This is a genomic window from Halioglobus sp. D3-4, assembly GCF_055809315.1.
Genome location: NZ_CM147907.1, coordinates 2,154,552 through 2,177,133 on the forward strand (window position 1 = coordinate 2,154,552; position 22,582 = coordinate 2,177,133).

17 protein-coding genes and 1 pseudogene are annotated in these 22,582 nt (G+C 56.3%); 8 read left to right on the forward strand and 10 right to left on the reverse strand.

Going from position 1 to position 22,582, the window contains the following annotated elements:
* Positions 1 to 15: 15 nt before the first annotated feature.
* A complete protein-coding gene (locus tag AC0L6S_RS09305) occupies positions 16 to 2,562 on the forward strand; it encodes an SO2930 family diheme c-type cytochrome (protein ID WP_473428207.1) in 2,547 nt (848 codons plus the stop codon).
* 19 nt (positions 2,563 to 2,581) lie between these two features.
* On the opposite strand, the gene AC0L6S_RS09310 is transcribed toward AC0L6S_RS09305, so the two are convergent.
* The 4 genes from AC0L6S_RS09310 to AC0L6S_RS09325 form a co-directional block, all read right to left on the reverse strand.
* Positions 2,582 to 4,267 (reverse strand): AMP-binding protein, encoded by a 1,686-nt coding sequence (locus AC0L6S_RS09310; protein ID WP_473428208.1) that lies wholly within the window; start codon positions 4,265 to 4,267, stop codon positions 2,582 to 2,584.
* Between the two features lie 82 nt (positions 4,268 to 4,349).
* Positions 4,350 to 6,578, reverse strand: coding sequence for an NADP-dependent isocitrate dehydrogenase (locus AC0L6S_RS09315; RefSeq protein WP_473428209.1), 2,229 nt, complete (start codon positions 6,576 to 6,578; stop codon positions 4,350 to 4,352).
* Positions 6,579 to 6,735: 157 nt separating this feature from the next.
* Positions 6,736 to 7,392: a 3-oxoacid CoA-transferase subunit B gene (locus tag AC0L6S_RS09320; protein WP_473428210.1), complete on the reverse strand. Its 657-nt coding sequence runs from the start codon at positions 7,390 to 7,392 to the stop codon at positions 6,736 to 6,738.
* An 11-nt stretch (positions 7,393 to 7,403) separates the two neighbouring features.
* On the reverse strand, positions 7,404 to 8,105 hold the full coding sequence (locus AC0L6S_RS09325) for a CoA transferase subunit A (protein ID WP_473428211.1): 702 nt from the start codon (positions 8,103 to 8,105) through the stop codon (positions 7,404 to 7,406).
* 198 nt (positions 8,106 to 8,303) lie between these two features.
* On the opposite strand from AC0L6S_RS09325, the gene AC0L6S_RS09330 reads away from it, so the two are divergent.
* Entirely contained in the window at positions 8,304 to 8,501 is a 198-nt protein-coding gene (locus AC0L6S_RS09330; RefSeq protein WP_473428212.1) for a hypothetical protein, read from the forward strand.
* A 165-nt stretch (positions 8,502 to 8,666) separates the two neighbouring features.
* Here AC0L6S_RS09330 and AC0L6S_RS09335 read toward each other — a convergent pair.
* The 3 genes and pseudogenes from AC0L6S_RS09335 to AC0L6S_RS09345 form a co-directional block, all read right to left on the reverse strand.
* Positions 8,667 to 9,377: pseudogene (locus AC0L6S_RS09335) on the reverse strand (carbonic anhydrase family protein); the annotation flags it as partial.
* 317 nt (positions 9,378 to 9,694) lie between these two features.
* The gene (katG, locus tag AC0L6S_RS09340) at positions 9,695 to 11,869 is read right to left on the reverse strand and encodes a catalase/peroxidase HPI (protein ID WP_473428213.1); all 2,175 of its coding nucleotides are present in this window, start codon (positions 11,867 to 11,869) and stop codon (positions 9,695 to 9,697) included.
* A 257-nt stretch (positions 11,870 to 12,126) separates the two neighbouring features.
* Complete coding sequence (locus AC0L6S_RS09345) at positions 12,127 to 12,375, reverse strand: hypothetical protein (protein WP_473428214.1); 249 nt, start codon at positions 12,373 to 12,375, stop codon at positions 12,127 to 12,129.
* A gap of 526 nt (positions 12,376 to 12,901) precedes the next feature.
* On the opposite strand from AC0L6S_RS09345, the gene AC0L6S_RS09350 reads away from it, so the two are divergent.
* From AC0L6S_RS09350 to xylA, 6 genes are all read left to right on the forward strand, one after another.
* Positions 12,902 to 13,690 (forward strand): dienelactone hydrolase family protein, encoded by a 789-nt coding sequence (locus AC0L6S_RS09350; RefSeq protein ID WP_473428215.1) that lies wholly within the window; start codon positions 12,902 to 12,904, stop codon positions 13,688 to 13,690.
* A 50-nt stretch (positions 13,691 to 13,740) separates the two neighbouring features.
* A complete protein-coding gene (locus tag AC0L6S_RS09355; protein ID WP_473428216.1) occupies positions 13,741 to 14,649 on the forward strand; it encodes a YihY/virulence factor BrkB family protein in 909 nt (302 codons plus the stop codon).
* Between the two features lie 70 nt (positions 14,650 to 14,719).
* Positions 14,720 to 16,003 (forward strand): MFS transporter, encoded by a 1,284-nt coding sequence (locus AC0L6S_RS09360; RefSeq protein WP_473428217.1) that lies wholly within the window; start codon positions 14,720 to 14,722, stop codon positions 16,001 to 16,003.
* A gap of 211 nt (positions 16,004 to 16,214) precedes the next feature.
* Entirely contained in the window at positions 16,215 to 16,658 is a 444-nt protein-coding gene (locus tag AC0L6S_RS09365; protein ID WP_473428218.1) for a hypothetical protein, read from the forward strand.
* A gap of 219 nt (positions 16,659 to 16,877) precedes the next feature.
* Positions 16,878 to 18,365 carry a xylulokinase gene (xylB, locus tag AC0L6S_RS09370; protein ID WP_473428219.1) on the forward strand — a complete coding sequence of 496 codons (1,488 nt, stop codon included), beginning with the start codon at positions 16,878 to 16,880 and terminating at the stop codon, positions 18,363 to 18,365.
* A 45-nt stretch (positions 18,366 to 18,410) separates the two neighbouring features.
* Positions 18,411 to 19,751, forward strand: coding sequence for a xylose isomerase (xylA, locus tag AC0L6S_RS09375; RefSeq protein ID WP_473428220.1), 1,341 nt, complete (start codon positions 18,411 to 18,413; stop codon positions 19,749 to 19,751).
* A 9-nt stretch (positions 19,752 to 19,760) separates the two neighbouring features.
* Here xylA and AC0L6S_RS09380 read toward each other — a convergent pair whose 3' ends face one another.
* The 3 genes from AC0L6S_RS09380 to uxuA all read right to left on the reverse strand — a co-directional run bounded on the left by AC0L6S_RS09380 (position 19,761) and on the right by uxuA (position 22,520).
* Complete coding sequence (locus AC0L6S_RS09380) at positions 19,761 to 20,384, reverse strand: bifunctional 4-hydroxy-2-oxoglutarate aldolase/2-dehydro-3-deoxy-phosphogluconate aldolase (RefSeq protein WP_473428221.1); 624 nt, start codon at positions 20,382 to 20,384, stop codon at positions 19,761 to 19,763.
* 51 nt (positions 20,385 to 20,435) lie between these two features.
* Positions 20,436 to 21,230 (reverse strand): FadR/GntR family transcriptional regulator, encoded by a 795-nt coding sequence (locus AC0L6S_RS09385; RefSeq protein WP_473428222.1) that lies wholly within the window; start codon positions 21,228 to 21,230, stop codon positions 20,436 to 20,438.
* A 90-nt stretch (positions 21,231 to 21,320) separates the two neighbouring features.
* Entirely contained in the window at positions 21,321 to 22,520 is a 1,200-nt protein-coding gene (gene uxuA, locus AC0L6S_RS09390) for a mannonate dehydratase (protein ID WP_473428223.1), read from the reverse strand.
* Positions 22,521 to 22,582: the final 62 nt, after the last annotated feature.

A 22,582-nucleotide genomic window follows, 5' to 3' on the forward strand; every position in this document is an offset into this window, starting at 1 on the left:
ACCCGGAGCGCGCCAATGCATCTTCTGTCTGGAATCCTCGTTGCACTGTCACTACTTACTGTCAGTAGCCTCAGCCACTCACAATGTGCCGGGCCAGTGCCAAAAACCTGCGACGCAGACGGCGACATGATAGTGGATGCGGATGACATTGCCGCGATCGGCATGGCCAAGGGCACACCAGCCCTCCCGGGTGACCCACTGGATATCGATGGAGACGGCGTAATTACAGTGCTCGATGCCAGGCAGTGTGTTGCGATGTGCGATATGCCACAGTGCGGTTTCGACGACCCGGAGTTTCCCGGCTACAAGCTGGTGAAACTTGCTGCCGGGCCCGATCTGGAAACACGCGCGTTAGCAGCACTGATAGGCGCACAGCCTAAAACGATTATTGAACTGCCCGCAGGCACTTACAACTTTACCGGTGAACTCAGCAGCAGTGTCGACAACATTGTACTGCGCGGTCAGGGCATGACAGCAGAGGGCGGCACAGTGCTGAATTTTGCTGGCCAGACCAACGGCTCACAGGGCATTCTGGTCACCGGCAACAACTTCGTCGCGGAAGACCTCGCCGTCGAGGACACCCCCGGCGATGCCATTAAAATTGAAGGCACCAACGGCGTCACAATTCGCCGGGTGCGGGTGGAGTGGACAAACGGCCCCGATGAGAACAACGGCCCCTACGGCCTGTATCCGGTGCAGACCCGCAATGTGCTGATTGAGGATTCGGAGGTGCGTGGCGCCAGTGATGCCGGCGTTTACGTCGGGCAATCCGAAAATATCATCGTACGGCGCAACTACGTGTATGAGAACGTGGCCGGCATCGAGATTGAGAACTCCAAGTTTGCCGATGTCTACGATAACCACACAACAGGGAATACCGGCGGCATTCTGGTTTTTGATCTGCCTGGCCCTCCTATTCAGGGTGGAGAAGCAACCCGCGTCTTCAACAACCTGATCGTCGACAACAACGAACCAAACTTTGCCCCGGCCGGGAATATCGTCGGCACCGTACCTACTGGTACCGGCCTGATGATCATGGCCAATGACGATATCGAGGCCTTTGGCAATGTCATCTCTGGCAACCAGTCATTTGGAACAATCATCGTGAGTTACTACTTCGTGGATGTAGGGGTCAGTAAACCAACGTACGACCCTGTCCCTGAGAAAATCTATATTCACGACAACACCATGATCAATAACGCCTACGATCCACAAGGCGATGCTGAACTTGTCGGAAGCGTATTTTCACAGCCCCCGGCCAATTTTTATGACAGCTCAGGGGTGGGTACCGACGGCGGCTTATTGGTAGAGTTTCCCGATGGATTAACCGAAAGCCAGGCGATTTGTATCGTAAACAATGCCCCAGAAGGCGATATAGGAACATTCAATATCACGACCATCCTGGGTATTGTCCCTGGCAGTCCTGCTTTATCCACTGACCCCGCGCTTTTCGACTGCAGCCACGCTTCGCTGCCGCCCATCGTACTGGAGCCACCGGTCGACCCTGACAACCCCACCGAGCCCAACCCGATCGAGTTCTGTGATGTGGAGGGTGATGGCATGAACGCTCAGGCCTATCTGGCGAACTGTCCCAACTTGTCGGACTATCGCCTGTTTGCAGATGCCAGCAATCCGCTGAACAACGCCAATGACGGTGTCATCTATGACCTAAACACACCACTGTTCACAGATTATGCCAACAAGTATCGCTTTGTATTCGTCCCCGATGGCGCAAAAGCGGCTTACCGGGATACGGAGGCCTTCGACTTTCCGGTGGGTACCATCATCGCCAAGACCTTCACTATCCAGGCCGACTTGCGCGATGACAACAGTGCACAGGATATTATCGAAACGCGCCTGATGATCCGGCGCAACACCGGCTGGGTTGCGCTGCCCTACATCTGGAATAGCGATAAATCGGATGCCGTATTGACGGTGACCGGTGGCACGCAGCCGGTGAACTGGATCGACGAGGACGGCCTGCCCCGATCCACCAACTACGTCATCCCCAACACCAATAACTGCGCCAACTGCCACGGCGAGGATAATATGCTGCCCCTGGGCCCGACCGCGCGATCGCTCAACAAGGATTTCGACTACGACAGCGGCACCGCCAATCAACTCGACCACTGGACAGCAGAGGGTATCCTGAGCGGCGCACCCACGGACACTGCATCGATACCCAGTATTCCACTGTGGGAAGACACCAGCGCGGACCTCGATGCTCGCGCCAGAGGCTACCTCGATGTCAACTGCGCGCACTGCCATTCGCCGGGCGGCGCCGGTGACACCTCAGGCCTGTACCTCAACTACTTCCTGCCATTCGGCCCGGAAGTGGGCGAATGTAAACCGCCAGTAGCTGCTGGGCCAGGCACCGGGAACCTCGGTTACGATATCGTGCCGGGAAGTTCTGAAGAATCCATTCTGGTATTCCGAATGGACTCCAATGCCCTTGAGGTGCGCATGCCGGAAATCGGCCGCTCTATCATCCACCCCGAGGGTGTCGAACTGATAGCGCAGTGGATTGATGCGATGGACCCCGTAGACTGCGGCTCGCTGTAAGCGCGCCGCAATGCGGACGTTAATGGTCCACTGACTGCTCCGCAAGCATCTGCTCGCGCATCACAAATTTTTGTATCTTGCCGGTTACCGTCATCGGGAAATCCTCCACGAAACGGATCAGATGTGGCACCTTGAAATGGGTGATCTGTCCGCGGCAGAACGCGCGCACACTCTCCTCACTCAGAGACTGTCCTTCACGCGACTTGATCCAGGCACACACCTGCTCGCCGTAGCGAGCATCGGGTATACCGAACACCTGGACCTCCTGAATATCCGGGTGGGTATACAGAAACTCCTCCACCTCGCGCGGATAAATATTCTCGCCACCGCGGATAATCATGTCCTTGATACGCCCGGTGATCTGGAGATACCCCTGCTCATCCATCACCCCGAGGTCACCGGAGTGCAGCCAGCCCTCGCTGTCTATCGTCTGGGCGGTACGTTCCTCATCATCCCAGTACCCCCGCATTACAGAATGGCCGCGACAACAGATCTCGCCCTGCTCCCCTACCGGCACTACCGCACCGTCCGGATCAATTATCTTGATCTCACAGTGCGGTGCGGCCCTGCCCACACTACCCACCCGTTTATCAATGGCATCGTCGGCGGATGTCATATGGTTGACTGGACTGGTTTCTGTCTGTCCATAGGCTATAAGCACTTCACTCATATGCATCTCATCGAGTACCCGCCGCATCACTTCGACTGGACACGGCGCTCCCGCCATAATGCCGGTGCGCAAACTGCTGAGATCGAAGTCGCCAAAGCGGGGATGGTCGAGTTCGGCGATAAACATGGTGGGTACGCCATGCAGCGCAGTACAGCGCTCCTGCGCAACGGCCTGCAGCACCGCTTCCGGTTCAAATGTCTCTGCCGGAAAAACAGCCGCCGACCCGTGTGTAATACAGGCCAGATTGCCCATGACCATGCCGAAACAATGGTATAGCGGCACCGGAATGCACAGGATGTCATCACGGGTAAGTCGCATACCATCACCCACGAGCTTACCGTTGTTCAGAATATTCATATGGGTGAGTGTGGCGCCTTTGGGGCTACCCGTGGTGCCACTGGTGAACTGAATATTCACCGGGTCTGTGGGGCTGAGCCGCACGGCTATCTCGCGCAAATTCCGACGTTCGGCGTTACCACCCATCGCGCAAACCTGATCAAAATTGAACATCCCCTCTGAGGCATCGCCCCCCGTGCGTATCACCGTGGTGAGAGAGGGCAACCTGGCAGACTTCAACTGTCCGGGTGCACAGCGTGTTAATTCCGGGGCGAGTTCCCGCAACATTCCGAGATAATCACTGGACTTAAAAGCCTCCGCAGAGATAATCGCCCGGCACTGCACCTTGTTGAGTGCATACTCCAGCTCAAATAGTCGGTAGGCGGGATTCAGACACACCATAATTACGCCGATTTTTGCCGTGGCAAATTGCGTCAGGCACCACTCGTAACAGTTCGGCGACCAGATTCCGACCCTGTCACCCGGTGCAATACCCAGCGCCAGCAGGCCACAGGCGAGCCTATCAATCTCTCGCTGGTATTCCCGGTACGTCCAGCGGATATTCTGGTGGCGAACCACCAGCGCAAGTGCCTCGGGGTACCGCTCGACGGTACTGTCGAAGGCACGACCGATGGTCTCGACGAGTAATGACGCTTTGGTAGAACCGGCGCTTTGGCTGGGTTTTATTGTCCGGGTCACGATCGCTCCCCCCGCTCTCACCTAACAGTGTGATCTATGTTCACGACTTACAGGGCCGCAGGTGTGCCGGCCCGTTGCCACATCACGCCGCGTGCTGCGCCAAAATCTGATTCAGTGTGGCACTTGGCCGCATCACCTTTTTCACGGTATCACGGCGCGTGTGATAGTAGCCATCCAGTTGCGCGGGTTCCCCTTGCACGGCAGCCAACTCAGCGATGATTTTGTCTTCATTCTCTCGCAGGGTTTTCGCCAGTGGCGCCAGCTGTTCGGCAAGCGCGGTGTCCTCACTCTGGGCCGCCACTGCTTCGGCCCAATACAGGCCCAGATAAAAATGGCTGCCGCGGTTGTCCAGTTCTCCCGTCTTGCGCGAGGGCGACTTGTTATTCTCTAGCAGTGTCGCAGTTGCCTGATCCAGCGTCTTGGCCAACAGTAAAGCGCGTGGGTTGTCCTGCTTCAGCCCCATATCTTCCAGCGATACCGCCAGTGCCAGAAACTCGCCGAGCGAATCCCAACGCAGGTGGTTTTCCTCTTCAATTTGTTGTACATGCTTGGGAGCCGAGCCTCCAGCACCGGTTTCGTACATTCCACCGCCGTTGAGCATCGGTACGATAGACAACATCTTGGCCGATGTTCCCAATTCAATAATGGGGAACAGATCTGTCAGGTAGTCGCGCAGTACATTGCCCGTCACCGAGATAGTGTCGAGCCCGCGTTTCATCCGCTCCATGGACAGGCGAATGGCCTCGTTATAGCCCATAATGCGGATATCCAGCCCGGTTGTATCATGATCCTGCAAATACCGCTCAACCTTTGCCTTTAACTGTCTGTCGTGCGCCCGCTCCTCGTCCAGCCAGAACACTGCCGGCGTATCTGACTGACGTGCCCGCGTAACGGCCAGCTTCACCCAGTCGCGAATCGCCACATCCTTGGTCTGGCAGGCGCGCCAAATATCACCGGCTTCGACTTGGTGCTGCATCAGCACTGCACCGTTGGCGTCGACCACGCGCATTGTGCCCGCTGTTGCCACTTCGAAGGTTTTGTCGTGTGAGCCGTACTCTTCCGCCTTTTTCGCCATCAGGCCCACATTGGGTACCGTACCCAACGTTGTCGGTTCGAATGCACCATTGGTCTTACAGAAGTTGATAACCTCCTGGTAAATACGCGCATAGGTGCTTTCGGGCATCACGGCCTTGGTGTCCTTCAGCTTGCCATCCGGGCCCCACATTTGCCCGGAGCTGCGAATCATCGCTGGCATAGAGGCATCGACAATCACATCGCTGGGTACATGGAGGTTAGAGATACCTTTTACCGAGTCCACCATCGCCAGTTCCGGACGCTGTGAGTAACAGGCCTGAATATCCTGCTCAATTTCCTCACGCTGCGAAGCGGGCAGGTGGGCAATCTTGTCATACACACTGCCTATGCCGTTGTTGGGATTGACTTCCAGCTCCTTGAACAGTTGTGCGTATTTCTCGAACACGTCCTTGTAGAACACCTTGACCGCGTGACCGAAAACTATGGGGTGCGACACCTTCATCATGGTCGCTTTCACATGCAGAGACCACATGACACCCGTCTCTCTGGCGTCATTCATACTCTCTTCAAAAAACTGTTCCAGCGCGTCGCAGCTCATAAACATGCTGTCCAGCACTTCGCCAGCTTCCAGACTCAAGGCTTTCTTCAGCTGCACCTCGCCGTCGGGGGACACAAATTCGATTCGAACATCGGTGGGTGCATCCACAGTGACAGATTGCTCACTGGAAAAGAAATCACCCGAGCGCATGTAATCAGCATGGGTGGTAGAGGCCTTACTCCACGCGCCCATCGAGTGCGGGTACTTCCTCACAAACGCTTTCACTGCGGCCGGTGCGCGTCGATCGGAGTTGCCCTCGCGCAGTACTGGATTGACCGCGCTGCCAAGTACTTTCGAGTAGCGCTCAGCTGCACGACGCTCCTCATCGGAGTGGGGGTTATCCGGGAAGTCAGGCACCGCGTAGCCCTGCGACTGCAACTCAGCGATACACTCTTTCAACTGCGGTATGGATGCACTGATATTGGGCAGCTTGATGATATTGGCGGTGGGTTGCTGGGTCAGTTCGCCCAGAAAGGCCAGGCCGTCCACGACACGATGATCTTCGCTCAACTGCTCCGGAAACGCTGCCAGGATACGCCCGGCAAGAGACACATCCGTCACTTCGATCTCAATACCCGCCGCCTGTGAGAAAACCCTGACAATGGGTAGCAATGAGCAGGTGGCCAGCGCCGGAGCCTCATCGGTCAGTGTGTAATAAATCGTCGGCTTTGCGCCCATACCATCTCTCCGAGTAATTATTCAAATTGTTAACCCGCTAATTGTCGCACAATTCAGCGGGTTACAAACAAGAAGTAATCGCGCAGGTGGCAGCCCACTGTCAGATCCGAAGGGATTCTCACGCAGCCCGAGTGATCAGACAATGCCGGTAAGCGTCCTAGACCCGCATTTCGGGGACGTCATCGGGAACAACCAGCTCGCCTTCAGTGAGATTGACGATCTCCTCAATACTGACGCCGGGCGCGCGCTCGCGCAGTACAAACTTGCCACCTTCGATATCCAGCAATGCGAGGTCCGTCAACACGCGTTTGATGCAGCCCTTGCCGGTCAGCGGAAGCGTGCACTCAGCCAGCAATTTCGATTGGCCGGACTTGGATGCGTGGGTCATCGTAACGACGATATTCTCCGCGCCAGCGACCAGATCCATTGCACCTCCCATGCCTTTGATCATCTTGCCCGGAATCATGTAGGACGCAATATTGCCCTGGCAATCGACTTCGAATGCACCCAATACGGTCAGGTCAACATGGCCGCCGCGAATCATCGCAAAGGACTCTGCTGAATCAAACAGCGATGCTCCGCGCACCATGGTTACAGTCTGCTTGCCGGCATTGACGAGGTCGGCATCCACTTCTTCCTCGAGGGGAAACTGCCCCATGCCGAGCAAGCCGTTCTCCGACTGCAGCATTACCTGCATACCCTCGGGGATAAAATTGGCTGCCAATGTGGGAATACCAATACCGAGATTAACGTAGTATCCATCCTGAAATTCCTGGGCAACACGTTGCGCCAGTTGATCGCGAGTCAAAGCCATGTCAATCCTCCTTATGCGCTGCGCACAGTACGCTGTTCAATATCTTTCGCAAACGTACCCTTTATGAGACGGTTTACGTATATGCCGGGAAGGTGTATCTCATCCGGGTCCAATTCTCCCACCTCGACTATTTCTTCCACCTCAACCACAGCGATTTTACCCGCGGTAATCGCCATCGGATTGAAGTTGCGAGCCGTCTTGCGGAACATCAAATTGCCAAAGCGGTCAGCCTTCCACGCTTTGGCTATTGCGAAGTCGCCCTGCAGCGACTCCTCAAGAATGTAATGCCGACCATTGAATTCACGCACCTCTTTGCCCTCACCAACAGGTGTACCGTAGCCGGTTGCGGTATAGAACGCGGGAATTCCGGCGCCGCCAGCGCGCATTTTTTCCGCCAGCGTACCCTGCGGCGTAAGCTCCACTTCAAGTTCGCCGCTCATCATCTGAGCTTCAAACAGCGCATTCTCACCGACATAGGAGGCGATCATCTTTTTGATCTGCTTGTCTTCCAGCAGCAGGCCCAGCCCCTTGCCATCGACACCGGCATTGTTGGATGCAATGGTCAGGCCTTTCGTGCCTCGGCGTTTTATCTCCTTGATGAGATTCTCCGGTATCCCGCACAGACCAAAGCCACCAGCAATAATTGTCATGCCATCCACGAGACCGTCCAGCGCCTCCTCGTAACTGCCTACCACCTTGTCGAATCCAGCCACGGTTCGCTCCTGTTGATTGTTTTGGGGGCGTAAGAATTGCACAGAGTGATCGCTATCGCCACCCAAAACCGCCTGAAACCCCAGTGTAGAATGACAAAATTTTCAATTATCTGTCACTTCGCATTCATCTTCGCTGACCATACTCACCCCGACTGGCAATACAAAGAGACAAACGAGCAGACAACAGAGGATATGATTATGGACAGTCGGCAAACCATCGATGTGAAGAATCTTAGCAGTCGCAAACTGTGGGAACTGGTCAGTACCGGCAGACTGCCACCCGCGCAGCTACAACTTGCGGAACAGGAACTACTGCTGCGCAGACGCCACCTGGATCATCTGGGTAACCTGCACCCGGCGAGTACCGTCGATCAGCGACCAGAGTTCCGCCCTTAAGGCGCGGTAGAAAGGAGGTTTGATACGTTCAAGCACTGTGTGAAAATGCAAAAATCCTGGCTCTGGTAATGCGGCTATCACTGACACGTGGTCGATAGGATGCAGCAGACAGAGCGCAGGAGTTTAGCCCAGCACAGTAGATCGGTGCTGGGCACAGGTACAGCCCTAGTTGAGCAGTTCAACCTCGCCAGAGTGCAAGTCGTAGACACCGCCAACGATAGCGACTTGCCCGGACTCGACCATTTCGGCAACGATGGGGCTCTTCTCGAGAATATTCTGTATCGTCAACTCAACATTTTTTTCCGCAACGAGGTGAACGAATTCGGGGTTAGACGAGGTCTGCTCGCCCGGGTAATCAGACAAGGCCTCTACAGCGGGCTTGATGTTCTCCAGCAGCGCAGTAATGTTGCCCAGCTGGACATTGTCGATAGCCGCCCTGATCGCACCACAACTCTCATGTCCCAGCACGACAATCAATTTGGCGCCCGAGACTTTGGTGGCAAATTCAATGCTGCCCAATATGTCAGTGTTTTCTATATTGCCGGCAACCCTGGCGACAAAAATGTCGCCTATGCCCTGATCGAAGATATCTTCGACCGGCACTCTGGAATCGACACAGGACAGTATCATCGCCTTGGGTGCCTGTCCGGCAGCGGCGTCGCGCACCAGTGAGGAATGATTACGGGTAGTCAGATCGCCACTGACGAACCGGCCGTTGCCGCCGTTGAGACGCTCAAGCACCTGATCAGGTGTGAGCGCCTGCTGCTCCGCCTGTGTCAACACTCGGTCAGTTCTAGGTGCAGGGGTATCGGCAACAGCAAATGTTGATAGCGCCAGGGACGCCAGTAAGCAGGTGATTTTTCTCATTGTATGCTCTCTAAAAAAGTTGTTGGGTCAGGTGTGGTACAGCGCCACAACCATACACGCAGCATCAGGAGCAGAGCAACACTTTAGAATCAAATCCGGAACAGAAGCGCAAAAAAAATACGAGAGCAGGCCAGCGCAATGCGCGTACATGCGGTTGCGGTTGCGGTTGCGGTTGCTGTTGCTGTTGCTGTTGCTGTTGCTGTTGCTGTTGCTGTGACTATGCGCATCACCGCACAATAAAAAACCACCGGGACAGCCGCTGAAGGCGACACACAAATACAAGGCATCCCCGAACCGCGAGAGCGCTGCGGGGATGCCATTGGCGATTACACCAGATCGAAACGATCCGCGTTCATAACTTTCGTCCAGGCGGCGACAAAGTCATTCACGAACTTCGCAGCGTTGTCATCCTGTGCGTACACTTCTGCATAGGCACGCAGGATGGCATTAGAGCCGAACACCAGATCCAGGCGCGTTGCCGTCCATTTCACCTCGCCCGATTGACGGTCGCGTATCTCAAAGAGTCCGTCACCGGTTGGATGCCAGGAATTTCCCATGTCCGTCAGGTTAATGAAGAAATCCTGTGTCAGCGCACCAACGCGGTCAGTGAACACACCGTGCGGACTACCGCCGTGATTCGTCCCCAGCACGCGCATGCCGCCAACCAGAACCGTCATTTCAACGCCAGTCAAACCCATCAACTGAGTGCGATCCAGCATCATCTCCTCGGGACTGACGGTGTACTCCTTTTTCAGCCAGTTACGATAACCATCGGCAAGAGGTTCCAGTGCGTCAAAGGACTCGGCGTCGGTCATCTTCTCGGTGGCATCGCCACGGCCGGGGCTGAAGGGAACACTCACCTCAAAACCCGCTTTTTTGGCGGCCTGCTCAACACCGTAGTTACCAGCCAGCACGATCACATCCGCCAGGCTTGCACCGGTGTCGGTTGCGATACTTTCGAGAACACCCAGCACCTTGGCCAGACGCTCGGGCTCATTGCCCTCCCAATCCTTCTGCGGAGCAAGGCGAATACGCGCGCCATTGGCGCCACCACGCATATCAGAACCCCGATAAGTGCGGGCGCTGTCCCAGGCTGTCGCAATCATTTCACTCAGGCTCAAACCGCTTTGCGCAAGTCGCTCGGTGATGGCACCTGTATCGAAATCGGTGCTGCCCGCGGGAATCGGATCCTGCCAGATCAGTTCTTCAGCCGGCACATCGGGCCCAACATAGCGCGCCCGGGGACCCATATCGCGATGGGTCAATTTGAACCAGGCACGCGCGAAAGTCTCAGAGAAGTAAGCGTGGTCTTTGGCAAAGCGCTCACAGATCTCGCGATAGATCGGGTCGTACCTCATCGCCATATCGGCGTCGGTCATGATCGGCTTACAGCGGATAGAGGGGTCCTCCACATCGACCGGCATGTCCTCCTCTTTGATGCCTATCGGTTCCCATTGCCAGGCGCCCGCGGGCGACTTCTGGGTCCACCAGTCGTAGCCTAACAGCAGATCGAAATAGCCGTTGTCCCATTGAGTGGGGTGTGTTGTCCAGGCGCCCTCGATGCCACTGGTTATCGTGTCGCGACCCTTTCCGCTGCCAGTGGGATTGCGCCAACCCAGCCCCTGCTCTTCGATACCCGCGGCTTCTGGTGCGGCTCCGAGCAGGCTTGCATCACCATTGCCATGGGTTTTGCCAACGGTATGGCCTCCGGCAGTCAGCGCAGCTGTCTCCTCATCATTCATCGCCATGCGCGCGAATGTCTCGCGCACATGCTGCGCTGTTTTCAAGGGATCCGGCTTGCCATTGACACCTTCGGGATTGACATAGATCAAACCCATCTGCACTGCGGCCAGTGGATTCTCCATGGTGGACGGGTCTTCGAGATCGCCATAACGCGCATCGCTGTCAGCGAGCCATTCCTGTTCGGACCCCCAGTAGGTATCCATCTCGGGGTGCCAGATATCCTCGCGCCCGAATGCAAAACCAAACGTCTTCAGCCCCATGGATTCATACGCGATGGTCCCGGCCAGAATTATCAGGTCGGCCCAGCTGAGGCTGTTACCATACTTCTTTTTTATCGGCCACAACAGTCGGCGCGCCTTATCAAGGCTGACGTTATCCGGCCAGGAATTCAGCGGCGCAAAGCGCTGATTACCAGTACCACCACCACCGCGACCATCAGCGAGGCGGTAGGAGCCTGCCGAGTGCCAGGCCATACGGATCATCAAGCCGCCATAGTGACCCCAGTCGGCCGGCCACCACTCCTGACTGTCTGTCATGAGCGCATGAACATCCTTTTTCAGCGCCTCCACATCGAGCTTTTTCAAGGCTTCGCGGTAATCGAAATCAGCACCCAGCGGATTGGTCTTGGTATCGTGTTGGTGCAGGATGTCGAAGTTCAGCGCGTTCGGCCACCAGCCTGTCACTGACTTTCCACTGGTTGTATTGCCGCCGTGCATCACCGGACACTTTCCGGCAGTATTGTTTTCGTTTCCGTCCATTGCTATCTCCCAATGTGATTTCAAGAACAACAGTAAAGTCGTGGCCGCAGTTCGACCTCCACTAGCGGCCTGCACACCGTTTCCCGGCGGCAAGCCTCTTTCACGACCAGTGTGACTTTCAACTAAGCACAATTGAGTATACTGCACCGACCTATGAGGTAAATTTGCATTTCCTTATGCGAGCGATAGCCATTGTGTATCGCCATCACCATTGGCAGATATTTCCGCTATACGGAGGCAGAAAATGGACGAGAGCTTCAAGAACCAATAAATGCTTGCTTCAGATGTTCCAGGCGCTCCTCGCTCGCTTCTTTCGCTTCCGCCAGCTGCTGCTTCGCATCGTCAATCTGGCCCTGCAAGCTCTCAATGTTCTTCTTGATATCTGACTGGACATCGGCTTTGGCTTTTTCGTTTTCAGCCGCGGCCATTTTGCGATCCGCTTCTTTCTGTTCGGCCTCGACCTGCTTATCCAGTTCATCAATCTTGGTTTGGATAGCTTTGCTCACTGAGTCTACTAATGACATCGGTTGGTCTCCAGTTGTTTGAAAAAGATTATCTGTCTGCTCAAGTCACAACTTCAGCGGACTACAACAGGGAGGGAGCAATATGCGTGCCAGCCTGCCAGCGCGGCGCCCAATCGTCTGCTTGAAAAGCGCTAAAGCCCCGGCGATAGTGGGCTGGCGGATTGCCCGCACTACCTTCAAGGAGGCAGCGCGCGGCTCAGGCAATGAGAGCAAAGCTGAATTCCATGTAGGCTTTTCCACGCGAGTGAAAATCCTACAATGACCGTCCAGCACTACACGGATTACACGGTGCACTGCTGAAAATACAGGCTGCGTATCGACGCTGACCCGCCATTGAGATCAACTGGTGGAGCGACTGACCGTGCTGCCGCGACATATTTCACCTATACTCGTGCAAACTGAAACAGAAAACACAGTAGCGCCGTGCGCCCCCTTGGGATGGGGCTACAGGCCTCGACAACTGTGCTGGATTCTACTAACACTGCTTGCGCTGTGAGGAGCCTCAGATATGAACATATACAAGTTTTCAGGGTTGTGTGCGCTGTTGTGCGCGTCGTTACTGGCCGCGCCAGCATCGGCCGACATTGTCGAGAAACAGGTGCAGTTAGAAGATGGTCTTGGCAGCGCGGTGCTGTACTACGACGATACCATCACACAACCGACCGCCGGTGTTGTCGTTGTCCATGAGTGGTGGGGGATGGACGACTACACGCGAAGTCGCGCGCGACAACTTGCCGACGCGGGTTACAGCGCCGTCGCGGTTGATATGTACGGCCATGGCAAAGTCGCGCAGCATCCCAAAGATGCGAAGGCATTTATGAGCGCCGCTCTGGCAAACCCTGAGTCGATGAATGCCCGGTTCAATGCCGCCTTGTCACTACTGGCAAGTGCGCCGAATGTCGATCCAAAGCGTCACTTTGCCATCGGGTACTGTTTTGGTGGCGCAGTGGTGTTAAATCAGGCCCGCAGCGGCGCCAATCTCGCCGGCGTGGCCAGCTTCCACGGCAGCCTTGGCACTGAGCAGCCAGTCGACCCGGGCGTCATTAAAGCCAGGTTACTGGTCGCCACCGGTGCCGATGACCCGATGGTACCGGCGCAACAGGTAGGCGATTTTGTCGTCGAGATGAGCAAGGCCGGGGCAGAACTGGAGTTGTTGAGTTTTCCCGGTGTTATGCATGGATTTACCAACCCTGACGCTACCGCGAAGGGCGAGGAGTACGAAATGCCGCTGGCGTATGATGCACATGCCGATGCGCAAAGCTGGCAGGCGTTGCTGACAATGCTCGCCGGCGAATAACAACGGGGTTTGCGCCGGTGGGTGAATTCTCCCGTTAGGCAACCATCGCGGTGACAAGAATCGAACGGTTCAAATACTGGCTCAACATCCTGAAAGACGCCGCCAGCATCTGGCTGCAAAGCAATGCCTTTGCCAATGCTGGCTCGCTGGCCTTCTTCACGCTGTTTTCGATTGCGCCGGTGATGATAGTCGCCGTCAGTGTGATCGGCGTGTTTTTTGGCGAGGAAGCCGCACAGGGTCAGATTGCAACACAGCTCAATGAGGTCGTCGGTGCGGAGGCGGCAAAGACCGTCCAGACCGCGGTCGCACAATCGAGTCTCAAAGATGGTGGATTGCTCGCCACGCTTGCGGGAATACTGGCGATGCTGTTGGGCGCGACAACCGTTTTCGGACAGATGCAGAATTCGCTCAACTCGATCTGGAACGTTGTTCCCAAGCCATCGCGCAACAGCGTGGTCGCGCTAATAAGGAGTAGACTCACGTCGCTGACGATCGTACTGGCAATAGGCTTTATTATGCTGGTATCGCTCTCGCTCAGCGTGGGTCTGCGTGTGATACTGGACAATGCCCAGGGCTGGCTGCCCTGGTATGACGTCGCGTTCAGTGCCTCCGAAGCGGCGCTGTCCATCCTGGTTACGTCCTTACTGTTCGGCACCATATTCAAGGTGCTACCGGATGTGTACCTTTCGTGGCGGGACGTCGCTCTCGGTTCAGTGCTGACGGCTGTCCTGTTCACCCTAGGCCGCTCGCTGATCGCGCTTTACCTGAGTCACACGGCAACGGCATCAACCTATGGCGCGGCGGGCTCTCTAGTGCTCTTACTACTGTGGGTAAACTACTCCTCACTGATATTGCTATATGGCGCTGCGTTCACCAAGGCACACTATCTGGCGCGGGGCCTGACAATACGACCACGAAGCGTGGCAGTGCATGTACGCCACGAAATTATCGAGGATTAGAATACTCGATGCTGCACATACCCGCGCACTAGGGTATGTTGCGCCTTTCACTGTTTGCGGCTAGACCGGAATGACTGAACCACACGCCCCACACCCTTTCACGATTCCCAACTATCGCTATCTGTGGCTATCGCGATTGTCGTCGATGGTGGCGCTATATGCATTGCTGCTCATTCTGGGTTGGCAGGCCTACAATCTGGCACGGGAAGACATGGGCATCTCCGCATCTGCCGGTATTCTGGGGCTGCTGGGTTTGCTGCAATTTGTGCCACTATTCATCCTGACACCAGTGACGGGCTGGGTCGCCGACCACCTGGACCGGCGCTGGGTGGCCCGTGCGGTGCTGGCAGCACAAACAGTTATTGCGCTGTTCCTGGCGATACTCACCCTGAGCAATCTAATAACCCTCAACTGGATCTACTTTATCGCCGTGTTACTGGGTATCTGCCGGGCTTTCCTGGGTCCGGCAATTTCGTCACTGGCGCCCAACCTTGTACCCAAAGCCTCACTGCCGCGCGCTATCGCCCTGTCGACCATCGCCTGGCAGGTTGGCGTGATAGCGGGGCCGGGGCTGGCCGGGCCGTTTTATAAAATCGGGCCCGCCGTGCCCTACTTCCTGTGCGCGGCACTCTATGCGGTGGCCACGATCTGCGTCTTCATGATTGGCCCCGTACCGCGCAGCAAAATCGACCGCAGCAAAGGCCCGGTGCGCCAGTTGGTCGATGGCATGGCCTACGTCTGGTCGAACAAACTGGTGCTGGGTGCGATCACACTGGATCTGTTCGTGATGTTCCTCGCCGGTGCCACCGCGATGATTCCGGTGTTCGCCAAGGATATTCTCGGAGAGGGCGAAATCGGTTTGTCTCTGCTGGCCGCGTCACCGGCCGTGGGCGCGGTTCTGGTTGCGATCACGTTTTCATTTGCACCGCTGTCCAAAAACGTCGGCAACCTGATGCTGGCCGCAATGGTGGTGTTCGGCATTGGCACTATCGGCTTTGGGCTGAGCAAAGTCCTGTGGCTGTCAATGCTGTGTCTGGCGATCTGCGGCGCGGCCGACATGTTCGGTGTGTATGTGCGGTCATCGCTGATCCAGCTGCACACACCCGATGACCGCCGGGGCAGGGTCAGCGCCGTCAGCCAGTTGACCATCAGTGCATCAAACGAACTGGGAGACGCGTTGACCGGTGGCCTCGCAGTCCTGTTTGGTCCGGTCGCCGCAGTTGTCGGTGGTGGTGCTGCAGCCATAGCAATCACCGGATTATGGTCGAAAATCTTCCCGCAACTGGGTGCGGCCAAAACATTTGATGCGCCCGAAGAAGTACTTGCGATGGAAGCCGAGAGCCGTACTGACTAATTACATATCACCCGAAAGCATATCGCTCCATAGGCTCCGGTTATATCCTCGCTCGTTTCGGAGTAGCCCGAACGTTTTATGTGACTTCACTCAAAGAAACTGACCACCACATTTGAATCCCGCTGTTATAAGCGCACAATGCTGTAGCAGTTACAGACCGGCGCATACTTACAAGATTCAAGCAGGATTGTGCCAGAACACAGGGGTGCATATGAAATTATCGGCGCTACTTAAGGCTCCATTAAACTACTTGCCTTTTTCCGTATCGACCTCCGCATCGACGCCGGAGAAAAGTGAAAGCGTCGCGAAAAATACACCTCCCCCGGCGAAAAAGCCTCGCTCAGTAAAAGCGGCAAAACCTGTTCAGCTGAAACCCTATCGTGGCACTGCTATTGTGCTTGACGAGGGCGCCTGTGATGCTGCTAAAGCGCTGAAGAACAAACGCTTCCTGGTCTCTGAAAGAAACACGCCAATGCTGCCATTGCCGGCGTGTGATGCAGCCAGCTGCAACTGCAGATACAAGCACTACGATGATCGTCGGGAGGACGATCAGGACCGTCGGCACGCCGCAGCACTGCGGACCGAGTTGTACGAAGATACCGGCAACGAAAATCGACGCGCAAAAAAACGGGGCCGCCGCAAGACCGATTTCTAACGGTACTGTATCGTCACATAAGTCTGCTTAGTGATATCACCGCCTCCAACAGGCTACCGCTTTACTATGCAGAGACTTCCTACCCCTCGCCTTCTAACCGGAAGGGCATTCCACGCTTGGTTCTATCCGCAGACAGACCATAGCAAAATTCTAAACGCCTGCCGCACCAAGTTGCGTATAATTCCACTCTTCCAATAGCGGCAGCGGAAATCTCACGCAATGCAGACAGTACTCGGCCTTGATCTGGGCACACAATCGCTGAAGGCGTTGTTCTACGATTTCGGGAACCGCGAGGTGGTCGCCTGTGAAAGCGCTCCCTTAAAGCTCTATCAGGACGAGAGTGGCGCGGCCGAGCAACGGGCACAGTGGTGGCTGGATGCCCTGCATCTGATCATTGCCAGGGTTGATCCCGCCATTGTTGCCTCTGTTGTGGCCATCGGCGTTTCAGGTCAGCAGCACGGTTTTGTTGCTCTGGGAAAAACCGGCGACGTACTGGCACCCGTCAAACTGTGGTGCGATACCTCCACTATTGAAGAGTGCCGCGAAATTACCGCTGCCTTTGGCGGAGAACAACAGTGCATAAATGAAGTTGGCAACCCAGTTCTTACAGGCTACACCGCCGCTAAAATCCGTCGGTTTGCCAAACATGACGCAACCCTTTACGAACAGCTCGATTGCATCCTGTTGCCGCATGATTATCTGAATTTTTACCTGACGGGTGAGCGCTGTATGGAAGCGGGTGATGCCTCTGGTACCGGCTTTCTCGAAATACGGGAGCGGCGCTGGTCCAAGCGCATGCTGCGCGCCATCGACCCACAGCGTGATCTGGCCGAGTGTCTGCCGCAGTTGAAAATACAACCCGGGGTGATTGGCTCGCTGCGACCTGAAGTGGCTGAGTTGACCGGGCTGCCTGCAGGGGTTCCGATTTCTACAGGCGGTGGCGACAATATGATGGGGGCCTTCGGCACCGGCAACCTCAGCGCCGGCAGAGTCACCATGAGCATGGGGACGTCGGGCACCGTGTATGCGTTTTCAGAAACGCCTGTAATCGACCCCAGAGGCGAGATAGCTGCTTTCTGCTCTTCCACAGGTGGCTGGCTTCCGCTGATGTGCACCATGAACTGTACCGTGACAACTGAGCAAACACGGTCTCTTCTCGGCGTCGATCTGGCTAACTTTGAACACCGAGTGAGCAGTTCTCCCAGAGGCGCTGAAGGTGTCATCACTCTGCCGTTCTACAACGGTGAGCGCACCCCCAATCTGCCGCGAGCCAAAGCCTGCGTAATGGGTCTCGACACTAACAATGCCCGCCCGGAAAACCTGCTACGTTCAGCGCTGGAAGGCGCCACTTTCGCATTGCGTTACGGGCTGCAGAGAATGCGTGAACTGGGCATAGACGGGGCCGACGTGGTCTTGACCGGCGGTGGCTCAGCCAGCGCCACCTGGCGACAGGCGGTCGCGGATATCTGCAATGTACCGGTGACAATACTGCATCAGGATGAAGGCGCTGCCTTCGGCGCGGCACTGCAAGCATTGAGCGTACTCGAATCCTGCAGTCGCGAGGACCTACAGCAACTCGCGAATGACCACCTGAGCAAAAACCAGGCGCTGTGCTGTGAACCGGACAGCGCAGCGGTCACGTTTTATGACGACGCCTACCAGCGCTATCGGGAATCGCTGGCGGCGATCACACCACTCTATGCATGATATAGCCGGTAACCTACTATTGCGACTGAAGGAGGGAACAACCCAATGAGTAAACCAGTGTTTATTGGCGACAGGGAATACTTTCCTGCAATACCGCAGATTCAGTATGAGGGGCCGGAGTCCGATAACCCCCTCAGTTTCAAAGCCTACCAGCCGGAGCGGATTGTCGCTGGCAAGACAATGGAGCAGCACCTGCGATTTGCCGTCTGCTACTGGCACACGTTCTGTGCTGACGGCAGCGATCCATTCGGCCCGGGCACTCGGGTTCACCCCTGGGACACCGGCAATAGCGATATGACCCGCGCCCGTAACAAACTCGATGCAGCGTTTGAACTTTTCACCAAACTGAACGTGCCCTACTACTGTTTCCACGATCGCGATCTCGCGCCCGAGGGCAACTCCGTGGCCGCATCAGAGGAAAACCTTGCCACGCTGGTGAGTCTGGCAAAGGAACGACAGGATGCCAGCGGCATGGCGCTACTCTGGGGCACGGCGAATGTGTTTTCGCATCCGCGCTACATGAATGGCGCTGCAACCAACCCCGACTTCTCCGTAGTCGCGCAGGCCGGTGCGCAGGTCAAGGCAGCACTGGACGCCACTGTCGCACTCGGCGGGGAGAACTATGTGTTCTGGGGCGGGCGCGAAGGCTATGCCTGCCTGCTCAATACCAATACCGCAAAGGAACTGGACCACCTGGCAACCTTTCTCACCATGGCCCGGGACTATGGTCGTTCCATCGGCTTCACCGGCACGTATCTGATTGAGCCCAAACCGATGGAACCGATGTACCACCAGTACGATGTAGATGCACAGACTGTGATCGGTTTTCTTCGTCACTATGGCCTCGATGACGATTTCAAGCTCAATATCGAAGCCAATCACGCCACACTGGCCGGTCACAGCAGTGCTCACGACCTGCAGATGGCCGTTGACGCGGGGTTACTGGGATCGATAGACGCCAACCGTGGGAATGCCCAGAACGGCTGGGACACGGATCAGTTTCCGATGGATATGTACGACTGCGTGCAAAATATGCTGGTCGTGCTCGGCGCCGGCGGCCTCGGCCGCGGCGGGCTGAATTTCGATGCCAAGGTGCGGCGCGAATCGACAGACCTTGAAGACCTGTTTCTGGGTCATATCGGCGGTATGGATGCGTATGCCCGCGCACTCGTTATTGCCGATCGTATTATCAGCGATGGCAAACTGGCGGCTTTAAAGGCCAGTCGTTACGATAGCTTCAACCAAGGCAGCGGTCAGCGTTTCGAAGCGGGCAAATTGAGCCTCGGTGAATTGCGCGATATTGCCGCAGGCAACCCCGAACCAGCGCGGATCAGTGGCAAACAGGAATGGGTGGAGAACCTGCTAAATGACTATATGTTTTCATAACAGCGCAGATTAAACCGGTGCGCTTGCCATCGCATCGCGCGCCAGCACTTCTATTTCATCCCAGCGATGGTTGTCGACAAGGTCCGCGGCAACCATCCAGGAGCCCCCGCAGCAGACCACATTCGGCAGTGCCAGAAACTCCCTGAAATTGACCGGATTCAGGCCCCCTGTGGGGCAGAACTTTACATCTGGAAAAGGCCCGGCGAGTGATTTCAGCAGGTTCAAACCGCCCACCGCCACTGCGGGAAACAGTTTGAAGCAGTCATACCCTTCATCCAGCCCTTGCATCACTTCCGAGGCCGTTGTGACACCCGGAACAAAATCGATGCCCGCCTCGCGTGCAGCGCGCAGTAAACGCGGCGTTGCGCCAGGGCTCACCACCATCATGGCGCCCGCCTCCACCGCGTGGTGCAGTTCATCGGGATTGGTCACGGTACCCGCTGCCACTATCATGTCCGGCACCTGCGCGGCGACGGCGCGAATACTGTCGAGTGCGGCCGGCGTGCGCAGCGTAATCTCCACCGCCTTCATCCCCCCGCGACCCAGCGCCTGTGTCAGCGCGACAGTACTCTCCACATCCTTTGCAGTAATAACCGGCAATACCCGGCAGGCAGATAATGTTTTGACAATCATTGGGAGAAACCTCTAAACGGTGGCTTTCGGCCAGTGGTTAAATCGGAGCCTTTACACGATGGCTTTGGTGAGATTGAGACGATCCCGGCTCTCTGAGGTGCGATTGCGCGCTGCCTCTATCGCATCCGCTTCGGTGGCTTCAAGAATACTTTCAATCACTGTCAGCAAATGTGAACGCATGGCCTGACGAGCGGCTGCGGCATCGCGGGCTTTCAGCGCATTGTAAATATCCCTGTGTTGCTCTACCGAGGGCCTCAGGCCAGAGTTGCGTGCCTTTTGCAGTGTACTTGCTGTCAGTGCAGAGCTTTCGCGCATCTCCCACAGGTTTTCTATAGTCGATCGAATGGCGCTGTTGTTGGTCGCCTGCGCAATGATCATATGGAACTTCTTGTCGGCCACCTCATGACTGTCGATCCCGTGCGCGTTCTCCTCGACCATTTCATCCAGCGACTCGGCCAACTGGACCAGTTGCTCATCGGTGATCATGGTCGCCGCCAGCGCGACAGCTTCGCCTTCGAACAGGGCCCTGGCTTCTGTCAGCTCAAACGGCCCCACATCCTGATCAGAAAATCGGCTTCTTCCCTTCTTGTAATCCAGCACATACACGCCAGAGCCCATACGGACTTCAACATAGTGTGCAAGTTCCAGCGCGATCACCGCCTCGCGGATGGTTGGACGGCTGACACCCAACATCGTCGCCAGCTCACGCTCCGCCGGCAGCCGCGCACCCACCTCGTACTCTTCACGTTCGATCAGGCCGATCAGCTTTTCAGCGACCTGCTGGTAGAGGCGCGGCTCACGCTGGAGTCGCTCAGTTGTCTGGGGGGATTTGGCTTTATCTTTCATACACGCTCTGACCTGCACAGACGATAACATATGCCCGTGGGCCGGGCTATGCATCCGGTCACACCATCGGGCAGCCCCTGTGCCGCAGAGTTAATCCCGGTACTCCAGCGCTTTCACTACTCCGCGAATTTCAGCGAGCCCTTTTAGCCTGCCGATACAGGAATAGCCCGGGTTCACCGCTTTGTTGACGTCATCGAGAATCTGGTGGCCGTGGTCGGGCCGGATAAAGATTTCATTTTTGGCATCCCCTTGCGCGCTGCGCCTTCGCTCCTCAGCCAACAGCGCCGATATCACACCGACGATATCGACATCGCTATTCAAGTGGCTGGCCTCATAAAACGAGCGCTGCTCATCGGCGTCGCGTATCACACCGCGCAAATGGGAGAAGTGGATGCGCGATGCAAACTGCCTCGCCATCCCGGGCAGGTCATTGTCGGGGCGGCTGCCATAGGTCCCGGCGCATAACGTGATGCCGTTGGCCGGGCTGGGCAAGCGATCAAACAGAATATCCAGATCGGCTGCGGTGCAAATAATCCTTGGCAGACCGAGCATATCGCGGGGCGGATCATCGGGGTGGATTGCGAGTTTTACGCCGAGTTTTTCCGCCACAGGCAGGACGCATTCGAGGAACCGGTACAAATTGTTTCTCAAGGTAGCGGCATCCATCCCCTGATAATTGGCGAGCATCGCACGGAAGGTATCGAGGCCATAGGCATCAGTCATCTTTCCCGGCAGCCCGGCGATGATATTGCGCGTCAACAATGCCTTCTCGTCGTCCGACATCTGTCCGAAGAGTTGTCGCGCAGCGGCGATCTCCTGTTCGGAATAATCCCGCTCCGCGCCGTCCCGCTCCAGAATGTATAGATCAAATACGGAAAACTTCTGCTGATCAAAGCGCAGCGCGTAGCCACCGCTGGGCAGGCGGTGGCGCAAATCCGTTCGCGTCCAGTCGATCACCGGCATGAAGTTGTAACAGATGGTTTTAATGCCACAGGCCGCCAGATTTTCCATTGAGACCACCCAGTTATTGATATAGCGCTGGCAACCCTCGCGCGCCAGTTTGATATCCTCGTGAACCGGGATGCTCTCCACTACGGACCACACCAGCGGTGACTCACCCGGCTCACAGGTTTCAATCAGTGCCTGATGTTCGCGTATCGCATCTATCGGCCACACTTCACCGCTGGGAATCGTGTGCAGCGCACTCACGATATCGGTAGCGTCAGTCTGCCGTATATCCTTTATCGTTACCGGGTCGTCCGGGCCGAACCATCGCCATGACTCACGCATTGGTGGTCACCCACGAGCGCTCTGTGGTGATCATTTTCATAATAGAACTATCTCCCGTACGG